The organism is Metabacillus endolithicus, from assembly GCF_023078335.1.
In the GTDB taxonomy this organism is placed as follows: domain Bacteria; phylum Bacillota; class Bacilli; order Bacillales; family Bacillaceae; genus Metabacillus; species Metabacillus endolithicus.
Map to the genome: position 1 here is coordinate 1625507 of NZ_CP095550.1, position 18554 is coordinate 1644060.

15 protein-coding genes, 4 pseudogenes and 1 riboswitch are annotated in these 18554 nt (G+C 36.1%); of the genes and pseudogenes, 5 read left to right on the top strand and 14 right to left on the bottom strand.

Features of this window, described 5'->3' with window-relative positions:
* Window positions 1-86 precede the first annotated feature (86 nt).
* The 5 genes and pseudogenes from thrB to yutH form a co-directional block, all read right to left on the bottom strand.
* Window positions 87-1007 carry a homoserine kinase gene (thrB, locus tag MVE64_RS08765; RefSeq protein ID WP_247345601.1) on the bottom strand — a complete coding sequence of 307 codons (921 nt, stop codon included), beginning with the start codon at window positions 1005-1007 and terminating at the stop codon, window positions 87-89.
* Complete coding sequence (gene thrC, locus MVE64_RS08770; RefSeq protein WP_121665088.1) at window positions 1004-2062, bottom strand: threonine synthase; 1059 nt, start codon at window positions 2060-2062, stop codon at window positions 1004-1006. Before thrC ends, thrB begins: the two co-directional genes overlap by 4 nt.
* A pseudogene (locus MVE64_RS08775) lies at window positions 2062-3360 on the bottom strand (homoserine dehydrogenase). The gene thrC and the pseudogene MVE64_RS08775 overlap by 1 nt, the downstream one beginning before the upstream one ends.
* A gap of 182 nt (window positions 3361-3542) precedes the next feature.
* Window positions 3543-4512 (bottom strand): annotated as a pseudogene (locus MVE64_RS08780) (2-hydroxyacid dehydrogenase).
* Window positions 4513-5000: 488 nt separating this feature from the next.
* Window positions 5001-6004 (bottom strand): annotated as a pseudogene (yutH, locus tag MVE64_RS08785) (spore coat putative kinase YutH).
* Between the two features lie 369 nt (window positions 6005-6373).
* Here yutH and MVE64_RS08790 point away from each other — a divergent pair.
* Window positions 6374-6874: a phosphatidylglycerophosphatase A family protein gene (locus MVE64_RS08790; RefSeq protein ID WP_098795482.1), complete on the top strand. Its 501-nt coding sequence runs from the start codon at window positions 6374-6376 to the stop codon at window positions 6872-6874.
* A 52-nt stretch (window positions 6875-6926) separates the two neighbouring features.
* On the opposite strand, the gene MVE64_RS08795 is transcribed toward MVE64_RS08790, so the two are convergent.
* From MVE64_RS08795 to MVE64_RS08805, 3 genes are all read right to left on the bottom strand, one after another.
* Window positions 6927-7700: a TIGR01457 family HAD-type hydrolase gene (locus MVE64_RS08795; RefSeq protein WP_247345604.1), complete on the bottom strand. Its 774-nt coding sequence runs from the start codon at window positions 7698-7700 to the stop codon at window positions 6927-6929.
* A gap of 76 nt (window positions 7701-7776) precedes the next feature.
* The gene (locus tag MVE64_RS08800) at window positions 7777-8220 is read right to left on the bottom strand and encodes a DUF86 domain-containing protein (RefSeq protein WP_247345607.1); all 444 of its coding nucleotides are present in this window, start codon (window positions 8218-8220) and stop codon (window positions 7777-7779) included.
* Window positions 8221-8232: 12 nt separating this feature from the next.
* On the bottom strand, window positions 8233-9405 hold the full coding sequence (locus tag MVE64_RS08805; protein WP_247345609.1) for an EAL domain-containing protein: 1173 nt from the start codon (window positions 9403-9405) through the stop codon (window positions 8233-8235).
* Between the two features lie 325 nt (window positions 9406-9730).
* Here MVE64_RS08805 and MVE64_RS08810 point away from each other — a divergent pair, with 325 nt between their 5' ends.
* A complete protein-coding gene (locus tag MVE64_RS08810; protein ID WP_098795478.1) occupies window positions 9731-9997 on the top strand; it encodes a DUF3055 domain-containing protein in 267 nt (88 codons plus the stop codon).
* Window positions 9998-10053: 56 nt separating this feature from the next.
* On the top strand, window positions 10054-10341 hold the full coding sequence (locus tag MVE64_RS08815) for a cytosolic protein (RefSeq protein WP_247345612.1): 288 nt from the start codon (window positions 10054-10056) through the stop codon (window positions 10339-10341).
* Between the two features lie 37 nt (window positions 10342-10378).
* Here the strand turns inward: MVE64_RS08815 and MVE64_RS08820 are convergent, their stop codons facing one another.
* Window positions 10379-10654 (bottom strand): YutD family protein, encoded by a 276-nt coding sequence (locus tag MVE64_RS08820; protein ID WP_121663324.1) that lies wholly within the window; start codon window positions 10652-10654, stop codon window positions 10379-10381.
* Window positions 10655-10770: 116 nt separating this feature from the next.
* On the opposite strand from MVE64_RS08820, the gene MVE64_RS08825 reads away from it, so the two are divergent.
* Window positions 10771-11457: a YhcN/YlaJ family sporulation lipoprotein gene (locus tag MVE64_RS08825; RefSeq protein ID WP_247345615.1), complete on the top strand. Its 687-nt coding sequence runs from the start codon at window positions 10771-10773 to the stop codon at window positions 11455-11457.
* 46 nt (window positions 11458-11503) lie between these two features.
* Here the strand turns inward: MVE64_RS08825 and lipA are convergent.
* Window positions 11504-12401, bottom strand: a pseudogene (gene lipA, locus MVE64_RS08830) (lipoyl synthase).
* A 322-nt stretch (window positions 12402-12723) separates the two neighbouring features.
* Between lipA and MVE64_RS08835 the strand changes: the two are divergent.
* A complete protein-coding gene (locus tag MVE64_RS08835; RefSeq protein WP_379053071.1) occupies window positions 12724-13698 on the top strand; it encodes a M23 family metallopeptidase in 975 nt (324 codons plus the stop codon).
* A 78-nt stretch (window positions 13699-13776) separates the two neighbouring features.
* Here the strand turns inward: MVE64_RS08835 and MVE64_RS08840 are convergent, their stop codons facing one another.
* The 4 genes from MVE64_RS08840 to yunB form a co-directional block, all read right to left on the bottom strand.
* Window positions 13777-13881 carry a methionine/alanine import family NSS transporter small subunit gene (locus MVE64_RS08840; protein ID WP_247345617.1) on the bottom strand — a complete coding sequence of 35 codons (105 nt, stop codon included), beginning with the start codon at window positions 13879-13881 and terminating at the stop codon, window positions 13777-13779.
* A complete protein-coding gene (locus MVE64_RS08845; RefSeq protein WP_247345620.1) occupies window positions 13881-15395 on the bottom strand; it encodes a sodium-dependent transporter in 1515 nt (504 codons plus the stop codon). Before MVE64_RS08845 ends, MVE64_RS08840 begins: the two co-directional genes overlap by 1 nt.
* Window positions 15396-15802: 407 nt before the next feature.
* Window positions 15803-17353, bottom strand: a complete 1551-nt coding sequence (locus MVE64_RS08850; protein ID WP_247345623.1) for a Na+/H+ antiporter NhaC family protein — start codon at window positions 17351-17353, stop codon at window positions 15803-15805.
* 150 nt (window positions 17354-17503) lie between these two features.
* Window positions 17504-17683, bottom strand: a riboswitch (Lysine riboswitch).
* Window positions 17684-17754: 71 nt separating this feature from the next.
* The gene (gene yunB / locus MVE64_RS08855; protein ID WP_247345626.1) at window positions 17755-18486 is read right to left on the bottom strand and encodes a sporulation protein YunB; all 732 of its coding nucleotides are present in this window, start codon (window positions 18484-18486) and stop codon (window positions 17755-17757) included.
* Window positions 18487-18554: the final 68 nt, after the last annotated feature.

Here is an 18554-nt window from a genome sequence, read left to right on the forward strand (position 1 = left end):
CAAAAAGACTGACATTTAGGTGTCAGTCTTTTTTATTCCATCTCCACTCTTATATATAACCAAAAACTCGCCAATTGGCGAGTTTTTTATATACTCTTTATTTCCTGTACCTGCTCTACTCTACAGCCAACTAGATCAATATCAAGGCACTCTACATCGCAATTTTTAAAATCATGAGAAAGCTTTTCTGCCAATTCATTTCCTTTGCCTTTTTCAATAAAGCAAATAACAGTAGGACCAGCACCACTTAATGCTGAGCCATAGGCTCCAAGTGCTTCGACCTTTTCTTGAACAGCTTGAATTTCAGGAATTAATTTTCCTCTATATGGCTGATGAAAAAGATCCTTGCTCATCATATTACCTACTAAATGCCAATCATTCGTAAGAAGTCCTGCAATAAGCATATTACTGATCGCACTTGCTTCAACTGCTGTTTTATAAGCTAACTCTTGAGGTAATACATTTCTCGCATCGCTTGTAAATACCTCATATTTTGGTACTACAACTACTGCGTCAACATTCACTTCTTTAACGCAAACCAGTTCTGTTTTGTCTTCTTGGTGAAGCCCAACGACAAGACCACCATACAGAGAAGCTCCAACATTATCTGGGTGTCCTTCTTCAAGGCTTGCAATCCGCAATTTTTCTTCATCTGTTAATTGAAGACCACAAAGCTGATTTGAAAGCTCTATACCAGCAATTATGGCTGCAGCACTGCTTCCAATTCCTCTTGCCATTGGAATGTCACTCCAAACCTTTACTTCACATGCTGGTAATGTTTGATTATAGTTTTCTGCTACCTTAATCGCCACTTTGGCAATCAAGTTTTGATCATTTGTAGGGATATCTTTTACATGGTCTGTCATCGGCAAGAAAATGCGCTCTTCTGCTTTTTTCACCTCAAGCGTTAAGTATTTACCTAACGCTAAACCAACCGAATCAAATCCAGGACCTAAATTAGCTGTACTCCCCGGAACTGTAATTTTTAACATGTCTCCTTCAATCATTGTACTGTAACTCCACTTAATTGCTGCAGGAATGTCTCTTCGTCATTTGGAAGAACAATCGGTTTAATTTCAGAAACATCAATAGCTGTGTTTGGATCTTTTAATCCGTTTCCAGTTAATACAGCTACTACCTTACTGCCTTCTGCAATTAAGCCTAATTTACGATGTTTGATTAAACCTGCGATCGATGCACAAGAACCAGGTTCCGCAAAAACACCTTCTTCACGTGCAATTAATTGATAGGCTTCTAAAATTTCTTCATCTGTCACAGAATCAATACGTCCTTCTGACTCTTCCTTCGCTTTTACAGCCGTTTCCCAGCTTGCCGGGTTACCGATACGAATAGCCGTAGCAACAGTTTCCGGATTTGCAATTGGCTCACCACGAACAATTGCCGCTGCTCCTTCTGCCTGGAATCCGTGGATTTTTGGAAGGCCTGTTTGTTTCTTTTCGTTATACTCTTTGAAGCCTTTCCAATATGCAGTAATGTTTCCAGCGTTTCCAACAGGGATTGCTAAATAGTCCGGGGCACTGCCTAGCTGCTCACACACTTCGAATGCAGCTGTTTTTTGTCCTTCGATACGATATGGATTAACAGAGTTAACTAATGTAATCGGCAATTTTTTGCTAATGTTTCGAACCATTGTTAATGCATGATCAAAATTACCTTGAATTGCGTAAATTTCAGCTCCATACATAACTGCTTGTGCTAATTTACCAAAAGCAATTTTCCCATCAGGAATAAGAACGATACACTTCATATTTGCTCTTGCTGCGTACGCAGCTGCAGCAGCAGATGTATTACCAGTAGAAGCACAGATAACAGTGTCACTGCCTTCTTCCTTAGCCTTTGCAACAGCCATAACCATACCACGATCTTTAAAAGAACCAGTTGGATTTGTTCCCTCTGTTTTTACGTAAAGCTCAACACCCAGCTTTTCAGATAGCTTAGGTAGATGAATAAGAGGAGTGTTCCCCTCCTGTAAAGTAAGTTTTGGTGTATTTTCAGTTACAGGTAAAAATTCTGCAAATTCTTGGATAAGGCCTTTCCACATCATATTGATCCGTTCCCTTCTACACGATACGTGCTTTTAACTTCTTCGACGACTTCTAAGTCATTTAATTGCTGTAAAATATCTTCAAAATCACTTTGAGCTGCTTTATGTGTGACAATGACGATTTCTGCTAGGTTACTATTTTTAATAGGTAATTGAAGAATTTTTTCAAAGCTCACGCCTCTCTCTGAGAAAAGAGATGTAATATTTGAGAATGCCCCAACCTGATCCTTTGCACTAATTCTTAAGAAATGCTGAGCGTAAATATGCTCTGGGCTTTTAATTGTTTATCAAATTGAGGGACAACAGCACTGCGGCCGTTCACATTCAATCTCATGTTTTTCATAACTCCAACTAAATCAGAAACTACAGACGTTGCAGTAGGAAGACTTCCTGCACCAGGACCGTAGAACATAGTCTCCCCAACAGCTTCACCATAAACATAAACAGCGTTGTACTCATCGTTTACTGCTGCAAGTGGATGTGTTTCTGGTAGTAATGTAGGTTCAACAGACACTTCAATCTTTCCATTTTCACGTTCCGCTATTCCAATTAGCTTCATCGTATAGCCTAGTCGCTTACTGTAGCTGATGTCATCATCAGATACACTAGAAATCCCCTTAACATTTACATCATCTAAATCAACATGCATTGAGAATCCTAGTCTTGCAAGGATTGCCATTTTTCTTGCTGCATCCAATCCTTCTACATCTGAAGTTGGATCCGCTTCTGCAAAGCCTAAGTCTTGTGCTTCTTTTAGTACCTCATCATAAGCACTTCCTTGCTTTGTCATTTTTGTTAAGATAAAGTTTGTTGTACCGTTAACAATTCCCATCATCTTCGTAATACGATCTGAAGCTAAAGCCCTCAGCTAGTGTACGTAGAATTGGAATACCACCAGCTACACTTGCCTCATAAAATAGGTCACAGCCGTTATCAGTTGCAATAGAAAGCAATTCTGTTCCGTACACAGCCATTAAATCCTTGTTCGCCGTAACAACATGCTTTTTAGCCTTCAGTGCTTCAATGAGGTGTTTACGAGTTTCTTCAACACCACCCATTACTTCAATAACAACATCTATGTCAGGGTTTTTAATCACATCGTCTACGTTTGTTGTAAGCATTTCTTTATCAATATGAACTTGTCTTTCTTTTTCTAACGTTTTTACGACAACCTTTTTAACCTTAACAGGGCAGCCTACTTGGTGCATAAGTTTATCTTGATGGTCTTCTATAATCTTTACAACACCACTACCAACCGTCCCGAGACCTAAAAGTCCAACATGAATTGCCTCCACAATATCCCACTCCTTTTTGTTTATCTATAAAGTACAATTGTACTCTCATAAAAGACACAATGAATATACTTGTCATTATAAAATGTAAAGAACTGTTTTACAAGGGTGAATTTTCAGTTTTTATAATAAAAACGTTTTCAAGTGAAAAATAGGGTCATAATTACCCCTTACTTCAAACATCATTAAATCGTTACTTTTGTTTTAGGCTCTTCTCCGCTTAGAACAGCTTTAATATTCGTTGCACAAAGATTCATCATCGAATATCTCGTTTCAAGACTAGCACTGCCGATATGTGGAAATGCCACAACATTGTTCAATCCCACTAAAGGATGATCAGCTTGTATTGGTTCATGTAAAAACACATCAAGTCCTGCTGCCGCAATTTCTTTATTTACTAAAGCCTGATAAAGGTCTTCTTCATTTACAACCGCACCTCTACTTGCATTAATAAAAATCCCTGTATTTTTCATTTTCTTAAATGCCTCTAAATCAAATAGATTTTTTGTTTCTTTTGTAAGTGGTGCAAGGCATACAACGAAATCAGAGGAAGTTAACAGCTCATCAAAACGACAAAACTTTGCTCCTAATGTTGTTTCAGCTTCTTCATTTCTAGTTCGATTATGATAAAGAATCTTCATGTCAAAACCAGTTGCCCGCTTCGCAACAGCTTGTCCTATTTTCCCCATTCCAACAATGCCGATCGTTTTATGATGAACATCGTGACCAGCTAAAAGAAGAGGAGCCCCAGCTTTTCCATTGATTATCTTTGACATAATCCGCTGCCTCTATTAATCTTCGTGCTGATGTAAGTAATAACCCAAACGTTAAATCAGCAGTTGTATCTGTAAGGATATCAGGAGTATTGCAGACAACTATCCCTTTTTCATTTGCATATTGTACATTAATATTATCAAAACCAACCGCTAAATTGGCTACAACTTTAAGCTGAGTTCCTTTGTCTAGTAACTCCTGATCAATTGAATCAGAAAGCATCGTTAACAAAGCGTCTGCATTTGTTACTTTTTCAAGCAACACCTCTCTAGGGCATGGCTTCTCTTCTTCAGCCCACATTTCAACATCAGCTATTTCGTAAAGTGGCTGCAGCTGTTCTTCTGAGCATTTTCTTGTTACATATATGTAAGGCCTTTTCATTTTCTCACCTCTTACGTTAGTTTAAGACAATATATATTTTACCATAATTTTCAATGACTGCTTACTAGGGGAGTAACCAATAGTTTAATAAACGGAGTTTTTCCGGTTATCCTGAAGAATGGAACTCGGTTGGTGGATATTAGCGGAATTCTTCCGGTTAAGCAAAGGAAAATGGTCGATTTTCATCTTTTTTGATTAAATAGGCGGAATCTTTCCGTCTATTTAATCTATTTTTTGTGCTATTTCCCTCATTAAGAGGAATTTCTCCGCTTATTTCCTGAGGGTTCTTGTAGATTTGACAATCGCTTAAATGGGTGCTTATTTTGATATAAAAAATGCTTGGAGCATATATGTCTCCAAGCATTTTCCTTTGCTGAACTACATGCTAAATTTAATCCTAGTGTTAACTACTATATGAAAAGCTATATTTATACGTATTTTGTACTTCAAAACCGAACCCTTTAGGAAAATCAGGGTTTGGTTCAAACCTACCTTATCGCAAGCCAATCAATTGCAGGGACAGAAATCCTTCTTGTTCTTATCGTTAACATACTTGAGTAAGCTTTTAAAAATTCTTCATACTGTCCTGATCTTTTTAAGATTTCTTTCATTCGGTCTTCAAATCTCGGTTGTTGGTCTTCTGGTGATAAATAGTATTCTTCTACACACTCAAAATAATGAATTGGAAATAGCAGCCTGCTGTATATTAGTCTCCAGGAAAAGGGAGAAAGAGGAGTGGTACGATCATACTCTTCGAGGAATTTAAATCCCTCTGATCTAAGCTCTTCAGGTTTTCCCAAGAAATACTGCCTCATATATTCCGCTAAATCCCGACTACTATGATCAAACACCCAATCTGTTGGAGACTTTATACACATGCTAGGATTCCATGTGTATTCATGAAACCTCTGGTGACAAATTGTCCCTGAGTCAATCGGCTGTGGTTCTTCATCCAATTCTGTGTCAACTAAATATTGAATAGCATTTTCTGATAATCCCACATAATATGGGAAAGATTCAACAAACAACTTTTCAAATGCAGAAAGTGGTTGACTTTGAACTTTCCCCTCCAGAACATCTCCAATTGATCCAGTCTTTTTTCCCAAAGAATTTTCCACTGACCGATCCGCTGCGTTTTCGATACTTGATATGGATAAGCCCTTGCTTTTGAATGAAAACGCGCTAAATCCCTTCCTAATAGGTTAAACCTGCTCTGTGTATAGGATGAACATTTTAGTACAGCATATCTAACTGAATCTTGCTCAAAAAACAAGTGATTCTGTTTCGTTAAGACCATAGTGGCTAAATGAGGTTCCCCTTTTTCAAGCATATATTGACTTAATTGATACAATTCATATAGCTCTTCCTCTTCAATATGCGATACAGGAACAATAATAAATTGATTATTATGCAGGCTAAACGAGTCATAATTCCCTAATTTACTTATTTCTCTTACCTTTATCCCATACTCTTCATAAATGGTTTGTTTCATTTCCTTATCCTCCCAGCAATAACCCCATACTAATCATAATCATTTATTCTTATCTTTATGATTAGACTAAAAAGAAAATAAGTTATTAGAAGGAAATTACCCTTCTATAAAGAATTTATCTTTATTCAGGTTATTAGAGAGTAAAACAAGGGAATGATTAGAAATGAACTGATTTCTAAAATACGATAAGATACGTTTTTTATTCGTATATATCAGTGATTCATTTCATACAATGAATAAATACACAAAAAGTCTCGTCTACTGACGAGCCTTAAAGGGAAAGACAGAGGTATTGGCACTTATCTAATATTAAAAATAACTTCTGTGACATTGCTTTCATAACGTACAAAAAAAGAATTGGGTGATAAAATGAAAAGTGAAGAGAAAATGGACATTGTTGAAAAAACAGCAAGAGATTGGCTAGTTAAACGAGGTGTAAAGCTGGAGGATATCGCAGACCTTGTATACTTCTTACAAGAAAAATATCATCCTGATCTCAAAATGGACGATTGCTTGGATAATGTAGATCGTGTCCTTACAAAAAGAGAAGTACAAAACGCTATTCTTACAGGAATTCAGTTTGATATTCTCGCTGAAAAAGGACAACTAGAGGAGCCTCTTCAATCTATTATCGGCACTGATGAAAGTCTTTATGGAGTAGATGAGATTTTAGCATTTTCGATTGTTAACATATACGGCTCCATCGGCTTTACTAACTATGGATATATTGACAAAATGAAGCCAGGTATCCTTCAATACCTTAATGATAAATCGGGTGGAAAATGTCATACATTCTTAGATGACATTGTTGGTGCAATTGCAGCAGCTGCTTCTAGCAGACTTGCTCATCGTGCCAGAGATGTAGAATAAAAACGTTTTAAAAAGCTACTTCCATTTGAAAGTAGCTTTTTTACATTGCATTTCAATTTATATGTTTCAAGTAATCACTCAATGAATCTATTGTATAAGTTGGTTGACTATTATATTGCTTTAGTAGCTCCTTCGTCGTTACACCAGTATGGACAAGCAGAGTATCAATTCCACAATTCATACCTGCCATTATATCTGTATCGTAATTATCTCCAACCATTAATGTATCTTCTTTTGCTACTCCCAATACCTCTAATGCTTGTTCAACAATAATTTTCTCCGGCTTACCAATAAATACAGGTGCTGTATTAGTTGATACAGCTATGACAGATGTTAATGCACCATTTCCAGGTAATAACCCTCTTTCAGTAGGAATTGCGATATCTGCGTTTGTGGAAATGAAGGCTGCACCGTTTCGTACGGCAATGCAGGCTTTTGCATATTTTTCATAAGATATGTCTCGATCAATTCCCACAACAACAAAATCTGGATTTTCATCAACTAAATGATGTCCGCTTGTTTGGATAGCCTCCCTTAAGCCTTCTTCCCCAATCATATAAACAGTTGCCTGATCCTTTTTTTGCGCGATATAATTCGCTGTTGCCTGACTTGTCGTAAATACCCGATCCTCTGAAGCCTGTATTTGAAATTCATTTAATTTCTTGGCAACTTGTTTAGGTGTTTGAGAAGAGTTGTTCGTAACAAACAGATATGGAATCTCATTTCTAACTAAATAGTCAACAAAATGACCTGCTTCCTCAATTCGCTCAGTTCCTTTATACATCGTTCCATCTAAGTCGATTAAATACCCTTTGTATTTTTTCAAAAGTATTCCTCCCCAAGTTGTTTAACCTATTCATTGAAAGGCTAGTAATAAAAACAAAGAGGATGACAAGTATTCGTCATCCTAATGGTTTAAATGCTGAGACTGGCCCCAATTCATTTTCTATGTAGCTTCGAACTTGAGCTGGGAATGAAGTAATTCCTGCTTTATGAGAAGTAACAACCTGCTGTAGCTCCTCATGATTAATTTCTAAATAATCCTGAACAAGTTGTTTTCTAAGAAGGATCACTTGTTTTAAGTCATTTGCCTGTGCTTGAGTAACTACTTTTTCATCTAAAAGTATGTCGATAATGTCTTCGTAACTGCCAGGATCTCTCATAATGAATCCATCAATCATCGAATTTCCCACATCTACGACCGTTTCAATGAACATATGACAAATTCTTTCTAGTCCTGCCTTCTCTATTTCTTGATTCCAAGATGTTTGATTATTAAAGAGTTTTATCTGTTCTTCCAGAAATGATAATTTTGCCTCTATTTGGTCACGATCTACAAAATACAAGTAATCACCTTCCTATACTAAAGCAACACGATCCTTCTGTAATTGTCCAGGCTTTGCATAAAAGTATCCTTGTGCTAAATCAACCTGGTTTCTTTTGAGAACCTCTGCTTCTTCTTTCTTTTCAATACCTTCAGCTACTACTAAGGAGCCTGTTTCTCTGGCAATTAAAATAAGTCCTTTTAGCATTGATTCCTTTACCTTGCTCGTGTCAATATCTTGAATGACGGATCGATCTATTTTTATAATGTCCGGAAGAAGCTCACTTATTGTATGTAAACTAGAATATCCTGCTCCTGTATCATCAACAGCTATTCTAAAGCCCTTTTGACGTAATTGTTTTATATTATCATGGAAAAATTTTAAGCCTTCAATTGAATCTCGCTCAGTTACTTCAAAAATCATCCTTCTAGGCTCGATATCAGGGTACCGCGTTAACAGTTTTTCGAGTCCAGGAATAAACCGTTTATTCCCAAGTGTAATTGGAGTGAAGTTTAAAAATACATCATCCATACAACCTACTGAATTGATCAAATGAAATGCTTTCTCAAGGACTAAAAGTTCAAGATCATAAATTAAATTGGATTGCCTCGCTAATGAAAATAATTGTAAAGGACTCTCAAATGCAGTATCTTTAGGTCCTCTTGTCAAAAACTCCCATGCTTTAATTTGATTTGTTGAAAGGTCTATGATTGGTTGAGCTAACAGACTAATATCCTGCTTTTGAATAATATCACGCATTTTTAATAACGTTTCTATATATCGTGACTGAATTCGCTTTTCAGCCATTGCCACTGCTTGTTGTTGTGCTGTATATAGCGCATCCTGGATAGTTGAATGCTCTCTTTCAATGAACATATAACCGATTTCAAAAGATTGGTTAAAATAAGGATACTTTGTAAACATCCATCTTTCTAACCTTGGCACTAGTGTTCGGATAAGATTTTCAATATACACAACACTTTGCTTATCATCATTTATTTTAAAGAAAATGGTTAATCCTTCACTGTAATAATCGTGAACAACAAGTAAGTCTGAGTTGTATGGTGAATCTTCAACAATACTTTTGAATCCTGCTCTTAGATCTCTTTTATATTCCTCTAATTGTACCGGTTCCAATTGTTGAGAAAATTCACGAAGATTCGAAATAGTCATGACTACTACAGCAACCTGATGTCCACTAAACATCGCTTGATGGACACCTTCTAAAATCGGGTCTCGAAGTACAAATTTAGGTGGATAGAACTTTAATTTGCTTTTATGTAAAAATAGTTTACTCCATTTTCTTAAACGCCTATAATGTTTTTCACATAGCCCACTTATCATATTATGTACTCAACCCTTCTGACATTAACTATACGTAGTAACATTTTAACATATTTTTCTGTTTTTCGACTTTTTTTTGAAAAAATTATTTTCATTTTGTTCTATTTATGATTGAGGTTTTCTCAGGACTTATTTCTTCTGATATGATAAGGTATGGATGAAATCTGGGTAATTAAGGAGAGATATAATGTCTGAACGATTTTTTTTATATGATGATACAGTTGATACAAAAACAAGGTTTGTAAGCTTTGTGGGGGAAAATCAGCGATTCGATCTGGCCATTGTTCAAAGTGACCGTTATTATGGTAAGCATCTTGTTTTGGATATACAAAGTAATCGCTTTGCCATTATTGGTGAGGATGATTTAAAGGAACCAGGATACATAGAATATGCTTATCAGCTAAATGAAGAAGATGCAGCAGAGCTCCGTGATTTTTTATATGAATTAATGTGATGTATGTTAAGGTGATTTTCCGTAGAAACTACCGATTAAAAGGTAGGTGACCTATGATGGATGATAAAGAAAAAGAAACGTATACCGATTTTTCAAATGTAGAAACACAACGTAACTTTTTAATTCCTGAACAACTTCCCGAGGGTCCTTATGGCTCACCGCGAAATAAAGATGAGCCTGTTACTAATAAAAGTACACCTTGGCAGGAAGGACAACGTTATTATAGTGCCTTTAATTACGAAAATAAATCACTTCATCAAAATTTGGAGCGACATGATATGCCGGCTCATCCAACCCATGATGACCCTAGCAAAAATGAAGAACCACCTTATACGTCAAAATAAGATGGTTAATTAGGTAACGTGACTACTTTTTGTCACGTTATTTTTTTATTCTTTTTAAAACAAAGTACGCACAGCCGAAATTACAGTATTCAAATATGTACTCATCAAGGGTACTAATTTTTGTGTCATATGTTGCTTTTTGATTTTGATCATCAAAAAAACCACGAAGCCTTAGCTGACTATAGCCCCAATCTCCAACAATAAAATCGTATTTATTTAAAATTTCGCTGTATCTTTCTTTAAAAGCCTCTTCGTTAAAACCGTTTTTTTCTTCCTTTACTAATTCAAAATGCTGGTTTTGAACACTTATCATGATTTCACCTCATCCATATTCCTTATTCTTATCATAATCTAAACATCTTCAACCATCAATTGCTAAGAAAATTTCATGACATTTTGGTAACTATAAAAGAAGAGGAGGTGCTAATATTGATAAAAACCAAATTAGCGGTTAGTATTGTAGGTTTATCTTTATTAACAGCATGTCAGTACGGTGCAGAAGAAGATACTTCTTTTATGCATGAAAGTGGAAATACAATTAATGTAAGTGATCGTACTGATTTATACAACGAAGAAGGTTCGCCAAATGCAAATGATAAAGGAGCAAACTTCGGGTTTGTTCGACATCAAAAAAGCGGCATTCCTCAAGATATAGCCTATACTCCTACACCTGGAATGGACCGAGAAGCTGTTGCCAATTCGATTAGCAGCTTAAGTGTTCAGCTACCTAACGTTAATGATGTAGCAACATTAGTTACAGATGAAGAAGTGTTAGTCGCTTATGAAACGGATTCAGATAATCGTTTTGAAACAGCCGATCAAGTAAAGAAAACAGCCTTATCAGTTATTCCACGTTATTATCACGTGTACGTTTCTGATAATCCAAATATGATTCAGCAAATTCAAGCCTATAAGCCACTTGATTCAACAAGTCGGGATATTGATGAAATCTTAACAGATACAATTAACAAGATGCTTGAGTCTCCTCAAGGCCGTGCTTTAAATAATGGCGAAAATGCTAATGGCGAAGGCTATGGAGAAATGAATGAGGATATCGATGATGATATGAAGGACGATTATGAAAAATCCCGCTATGAAAAGGAAAAAATGCAATAAAAATAAAATGGAACTGTCACTTGACAGTTCCATTTTTCACCAATAATTAAGCTTGTGCTTGCTTTTGTTTAGCTGCCGAATTTACTTGTTCATCTGCATGATAGGATGAACGAACAAGGGGACCAGCTTCGCAATGGCTAAACCCTTTACTTAATGCAATTTCACGTAGTTCAGCAAATTCATCTGGATGATAATATTTTTGAACTTTAAGGTGTTTTTTCGTTGGTTGCAGGTATTGACCAATTGTCATAATATCCACATCATGAGCACGTAAATCATCCATTGTTTCGATGATTTGCTCTTTTGTTTCTCCAAGACCAATCATGATACTTGATTTAGTTGGAATTTCAGGTTGCATTTCTTTTGCACGTTGTAAAAATTCTAAAGAACGATCATATTTTGCACGGGCACGAACTCTAGGTGTAAGTTCACGAACTGTTTCAATATTATGGTTAAGGATATCCGGCTTTGCATCCATTAACATCTTAAGATTCTCATAAACGCCACCCATATCTGAAGGTAGCACTTCAATTGTTGTAAATGGACTTTTACGTCGAATCGCACGAACTGTTTCAGCAAATACTTGTGCTCCACCATCTTTTAGGTCATCACGAGCTACTGCAGTTACAACTGCATGTTTAAGATTCATAAGTGCAACCGAGTCTGCTACGCGTTCTGGTTCTGCTAGGTCTAATTCAGTAGGAAGGCCTGTTTTAACAGCACAGAATCGGCATGCACGAGTACATACAGCACCTAAAATCATAAACGTAGCTGTACGACGAACAATCCCAACATTCATGAATATTTGGACATCTAGCCTCTTCACAGACAGTGTGTAAATTTTGCTCTCTCATAAGCTTTTTTAAATCTGTATAGTTCTCGTTCGTGTTTAATTTTATTTTTAACCATTCTGGCTTACGTAGATATTCTTCCTTTTTCGCCATCTGATTCATCTCCATTATGTAATCTATTTATAGTTGTCCACTAATCAAGCTATTTCAATATACGTTTCCACTTTAACATAAGGAAACGAGTCGGACAAGGAAAAGGACTGTATGTAATTTCTAACATTTTCTATTAATGAAATACAAATTGAAAACCAAACTATAAAAAGATACTTCCATGAAATTTGTTATTGACAAGGATTGGACTTTTACAGGCAGTATTACCTTTTAAATTGATACCAGGTACCACTGCCAGTGAAGGTGTGATTCAATTTGGAACAAATGAAAGGAGCTCATTACTGTGCAAAAAGTACTTTCCTTTATGATCATCTTCTTCATGATGATCTCTGTTTCAGCACATCAAGTTGCCTATGCTGCTGAAAAATCCGACCAAGAAAAAGAATCTGAGAAGCTAATGAGCTTATATACAAAAGTAGAAACATTAACGAACATACCTTGGTATGTATTAGCTGCAATTGATCAATATGAAAGGAATGTTCGTCATTCAAGAAAAGACATTCCAAAAGCTAATGGGTCCATTGAAATTTATATCAAACCCGAAGTATGGGCAGGGCCACTCAATCCAAATATGCAGGATACAAATCCTAGAAGCATAGGTTTATTTGGAGGAATTGGAGAGGATGGTAATGGAGATCAGGTTGCCGATCCAACAAATGATGAAGACATCCTCTATTCTTTTGCGCATTATTTACAATCATATGGATCTGATTTGGAAAATTTAAAGATTGGCTTATGGGATTATTATCAACGTGATAAAACAGTTGGACTCATTTTAGGTCATATGAAATTATATAAAAAATATGGCCACTTGGATTTAGATAAGCATGCATTCCCTGTCCCTTTAAAACATAACTATAGTTACAAAAATACGTGGGGAGATGCCCGCGGCTGGGGTGGCAGAAGAATTCATGAAGGAACTGACATTTTTGCAAACTATGGGGTTCCTGTAAGAGCAACTTGTTACGGAGTTGTTGAGATGAAGGGGTGGAATCGATATGGTGGTTGGAGAGTAGGGATACGCGATATCGACAATACGTACCATTACTTTGCCCATTTAAATGGTTTTGCGGATGGTCTCCAAACAGGACAAGTTGTCGAGCCAGGTCAATTAATTGGATCAGTAGGAAGCTCTGGTTATGGCCCTCCAGGTACAGCTGGGAAATTCCCACCACACCTACATTATGGCCTATATAAAGATAACGGTCGTACTGAATGGTCATTTGACCCGTACCCTCACCTGAAGTCTTGGGAACGTGCTGAACGAAAAAGAAAATAACGTCGACAAAACTCGGGGCGTGCCTGTCACTTCCCGAAATGCACAAAAAAGAGGCTGATTTTCTCAGCCTCTTTTCATTTATTTTTGTTTGGCTTTGATCACAGCATTTGTAATACTTGCGGCCATTCCGCCCCAAATGATCACTATACCGATAATCATCATCGCAATCGCGCTTCCGCTCATTACTGTGATACCTCCTTTTTAGTAGATGAAGATAATGAATTGTCTGTTGATTTGCGTTTAATTGTGAATAATACTCCGACAAGCATTGCTCCAATTGCAACTGTCCAACCCCAGTTAAATAAGAATCCTAACGGGTAATCACCGTATGGAGCTGTTAAGTTATTACGTAAGTTATCAAACATCATGTATCCTAAAACAACAGGAGTGATGAAGCCTAAGCATACTCTCCACCATGTACCAACTTGGATATCTGACATTGAGTTAGCATGTGATTGAAGATTTTTTAATTCTTTTGCGAACCATGCCACAGCAATAACCTCAAATAAACCAGCTAATGCTACACCAAATTGATTAATAAAGTAATCAGCAGAATCTAAGAAGTATAATCCGCCTTTAGTTGCAAAGATAATAGATACTAGTGCAGATAAACCTCCACCAAAAGCAACTGCTTTCGTTCTCGATACCTTAAATTTCTCTTGTACACCAGCAACAAACGTTTCTACGATCGAGATTAATGAAGATAATCCAGCAAGTACTAATGAACCAAAGAATAAGAAACCAAAGAAACCGTTAAGTGCAGGAAACTCATTAATAATTTGTGGGAAAACAACGAACGCTAAACCTACACCAGCAGAAACAACCTCACTTACAGGGACACCCTGTTGAGCTGCCATAAACCCTAGAGCACTAAATACACCAATACCTGCTAATAATTCAAACGCAGAATTACTGAAACCTGTAATAAATGCATTGTTTGTAATATCTGATTTTTTAGGTAGGTAGCTTGAATAAGTAATCATAATAGCAAAAGCAATTGATAAACTAAAGAAAATTTGACCGTATGCTGCTACCCATACTTTTCCATCAGCAATTTTACTCCAATCTGGTTTGAAGAAGGCATCTAAACCAGCTGCTGCTCCATCTAATGTTAACGCACGAACAACAATAATACCGAATAATATAACAAGTGCAGGAATGAAAATTTTGTTTGCAACTTCAATACCTTTTTTAACACCAGCAAAAAGGACACCTAATGCAACAACCCAAACAATAACTAAAGGAATAAATACACCTGGAACTAATCCTCCAAATTGACCTGGAGTTTCAGCTAATTTTAAATATTCACCAAATAAGAACCCTTCTGTATCTTTCCCCCAGCTTAAGTTGAAAGAAAAAACAGAATAAGACATTGCCCATGCGATAATAACAGCATAATATGTTGAAATGACAAACGAAATAGCAACCTGCCACCAACCAATCCATTCTGATCCTTTACTCATTCTTCCTAATGACATTGGAGCCGACCCACGATATTTATGACCAATCGTGAACTCCATTACTAATAATGGGATACCAGCTGTTAATAGAGCAAATAGATAAGGAATAAAGAATGCTCCTCCTCCATTTTCATATGCTGTTGCCGGAAATCTCCAGATATTTCCTAAACCTACTGCAGAACCAACAGCCGCTAGAATAAAGCCAGCCCTTGTTCCCCACTGTGGGCGATTTTCCATAATTTTTCCTCCTCTTCTCATCTCTCACTTAAATGTGGAAACAATTAGAAATTATATAATTTTCTGATTATTTATTATAATCTATACATAGTATAATCGGACATTATTCCTATGTCTACAAAAAATTTTGAAAAAATACTATTTTAAGATGATATTTTCAGAAATTTTAGATTCTATTAAATAGAATATGGAAATACTTTATACATTTACATACAAAGACAATATATCCCTTTATTTCTTTAATTCTTAAAAGTTGTAAAATGAAATAGTAATCATAAATATTTTATAACTTCTAAATATTCAGTATCTTATGAGCGTGCCCTATTATTACAAAACATTAATATTACTATTCAATTAATAATATTATTCCTTAATGATGCAAAAAAGAAAGGCTATCGCCTTCCTTTTTATACTGCTTTTGCTCTTTTTGCAAAAATGAAAATAAACCCTACTAATAAGATAGCTATTGTAAGTAAACCAACTAAACTACTACCCGTAAAACCTAAAACAAGATAACCGATTGTAGCAAAGCCTCCACCAATTAAGGCGTACGGTAACTGAGTCAATACGTGATCAATGTGATGACTTCCTGCTCCCGTAGAGGATAGTATTGTTGTATCAGAAATTGGTGAACAATGATCACCTAATACAGAACCTGCAAGAACTGCTGCCATAGCCGCAAGCAACATATTGATATCAGTAGCTGCAGTAATTTCACCTGCAATTGGTAACATAATTCCAAATGTTCCCCAAGAGGTACCAGTTGCAAACGCCATGAATGCTGCCAAAATAAACATTACGACTGGTAGATAAGATAAGTTAAGGTTAGATTTTTCAACAATTCCTGCTAAATATTCCCCTGTACTTAATTGACCAATCAAATCTACAATAACCCACGCAAATAATAAAATGTAGATAGCTGGTAACATTGATTTAACACCTTCAATGATTGCAAGGGGCAAATAACGTCCACTAATTCCTCTACTAAAAAATAATATGATTGTGATAGCTAGTCCAAATAGTCCACCATATAATAGCGATGCTGAGACATCTGTATTTTCAAAGATTGCAAAAATATCTACAGCTGATTTATCTTCAATTGCTGAATAACCTGTATAAAGCATAGATGCTACTGTACCAATAATTAACGAAAGAATAGGCCAAACAAGGTTACCTATTGTCCCTTTATCACTTGTTGGTAAATCTTCTTTGATTTCCCCCAGTGCTTCTTTTGAAGGATCAACTACTTGTCCAGTTTGAATCGCACGATCTTCATGAACTTTCATACTGCCAATATTTATATTGAAATAAGCTACTGCAAACACAAGAATTAATGCAGCAAAAACATAGTAGTTCATCGGAATCATCGTCATAAAAGCGCCAAGCGGAGTAAACTCAGTAACACCGTGAGTAGTTAAAATCGTCGCAATCATTGCAATGATATACGCTCCCCAGCTTGAAATTGGTGAAACAACACAAACTGGTGCAGATGTTGAATCAATTATATAAGCAAGCTTAGCTCGTGAAACCTTTTGACGATCTGTTATCGGACGGCTAACTTGTCCAACTGCAAGCGCATTAAAATAATCATCTATGAAAATGAGTATTCCTAATATCGCTGCTGTAAATTGAGCTCCTGCACGAGTTTTCACACGTTTTTGTGCCCATTCACCAAATGCACGGCTGCCTCCAGAAATAGAAATAAGTGCTGTTACAATTCCTAAAATTAGTAAAAATAAAATGATATAAACATTCCAAGTATTTAATTCACCTTCAGAAATGAAAATACCTTTAACAGCATTTAAAATGACCATCCCTGAATCTGCAATTGAAAATTCCTTTAGTAATAACGCTGCTGATACAATCCCCACTCCAAGAGATAACAATACTCTCCTTGTTAAGATAACCATCAAGATGGCAATTATCGGAGGGATAATTGAAAAAATAGTGCCTGACATGATGCAAAATGCCTCCCTGTTCTTATTATTGGAAGTATTTGATACTGATTGTAAGGAACAATGCACCCTAAAAAAGTGCATAGAAAAAGAGTAACGATAGAAAATAACTATCATTACTCTTATTTGAATAATGTTATGTTATCCTCCATCTCGATCAGTAGTACCTCCATTATAGTTTTCTATAATGACAGTATTACCTTTATTCAACGTAATACCAGCAAATGAAGCCTGACTAGCTATCACTCACTTCGGCAAAAACCCCTTTTCAATACGATCATCGTTGTCATTCTCACATATTGTACTCTTGGTTTCTGCGCCTCTACCTCATCATGAGATAAGGTGATGTAGGTCAATATTTAATTAACTTTCAATAGTTTAGCAAAATAGTAGTCAAATGACAACTATGGAACTGCTGGTAATTCAATGGCAGGTGCATTTTCTCCACTTTCATTGTAATATTGTGGAACATCACCATGTGCTGCAATGTCAACAATAGGAATTGTATTTGTAATGGTAACAGGCTTTGTTGAGAACGGGATAACAACCTGTACTGTTACTTCTACAATAACAGAAATTTCATGAACCGCACTATTAATTCCATATTCCTTTAATGTTCTTTTAATATCGGTATGTACATCACCTATTAAGTAAAAACGAACTGGAATATCTGGACCTATTGTACTTAAAATCGCATTATCCGTTATTTGTCCTAAAGGAATCGAATAAACAATTCCATCATCTAATTCCATTTCCTGATTGTCTGTTGTATGAAAATTCCCTTTTTCAATTTCAGTTAATTTCCTTGTGATGTTATCAGTTATTCGATCTAATTCTGCTCGAACAACTGCTGAATTAAATCGGATTGTATTTGTATTGCCATTGTTATCCTTATCTATTATAACAAGGTTTTCTTGATCCTTTTCTGTCTCTTCTTTTACAGCTTCATGGATAATGGTTGTTGCAACTGAAGAAGCTTCGAGCTTAGCGATGTCCATAATAGCAGGTTCTACTTTACTATCTACATACCAAAAACTACTAGCTGTTAGAATTGTAAATATAACAAGTGTTAGTAACAGTACATATCGAAAAGGTAAAGGCCCTTTGCGCGGGCGTCGACCGCGAAACTTAGCCAAAACAAATCCCTCCTTTACAAGCTATGTTTATGCATGACAGGAGGGATGTACGCTTACTTTTTTATTCA

Coding starts and splice junctions, on each gene's coding strand:
- MVE64_RS08805 (WP_247345609.1), bottom strand. CDS start 9,405: ATGTTTAGTGGACATCAGGTTGCTGTAGTAGTCATGACTATTTCGAAT.
- thrB (WP_247345601.1), bottom strand. CDS start 1,007: ATGATTGAAGGAGACATGTTAAAAATTACAGTTCCGGGGAGTACAGCT.
- MVE64_RS08820 (WP_121663324.1), bottom strand. CDS start 10,654: ATGATAAGTGTTCAAAACCAGCATTTTGAATTAGTAAAGGAAGAAAAA.
- MVE64_RS08790 (WP_098795482.1), top strand. CDS start 6,374: ATGAAAAGTGAAGAGAAAATGGACATTGTTGAAAAAACAGCAAGAGAT.
- MVE64_RS08810 (WP_098795478.1), top strand. CDS start 9,731: ATGTCTGAACGATTTTTTTTATATGATGATACAGTTGATACAAAAACA.
- MVE64_RS08835 (WP_379053071.1), top strand. CDS start 12,724: ATGATCATCTTCTTCATGATGATCTCTGTTTCAGCACATCAAGTTGCC.
- MVE64_RS08845 (WP_247345620.1), bottom strand. CDS start 15,395: ATGGAAAATCGCCCACAGTGGGGAACAAGGGCTGGCTTTATTCTAGCG.
- MVE64_RS08815 (WP_247345612.1), top strand. CDS start 10,054: ATGGATGATAAAGAAAAAGAAACGTATACCGATTTTTCAAATGTAGAA.
- MVE64_RS08850 (WP_247345623.1), bottom strand. CDS start 17,353: ATGTCAGGCACTATTTTTTCAATTATCCCTCCGATAATTGCCATCTTG.
- thrC (WP_121665088.1), bottom strand. CDS start 2,062: ATGTGGAAAGGCCTTATCCAAGAATTTGCAGAATTTTTACCTGTAACT.
- MVE64_RS08840 (WP_247345617.1), bottom strand. CDS start 13,881: ATGAGCGGAAGCGCGATTGCGATGATGATTATCGGTATAGTGATCATT.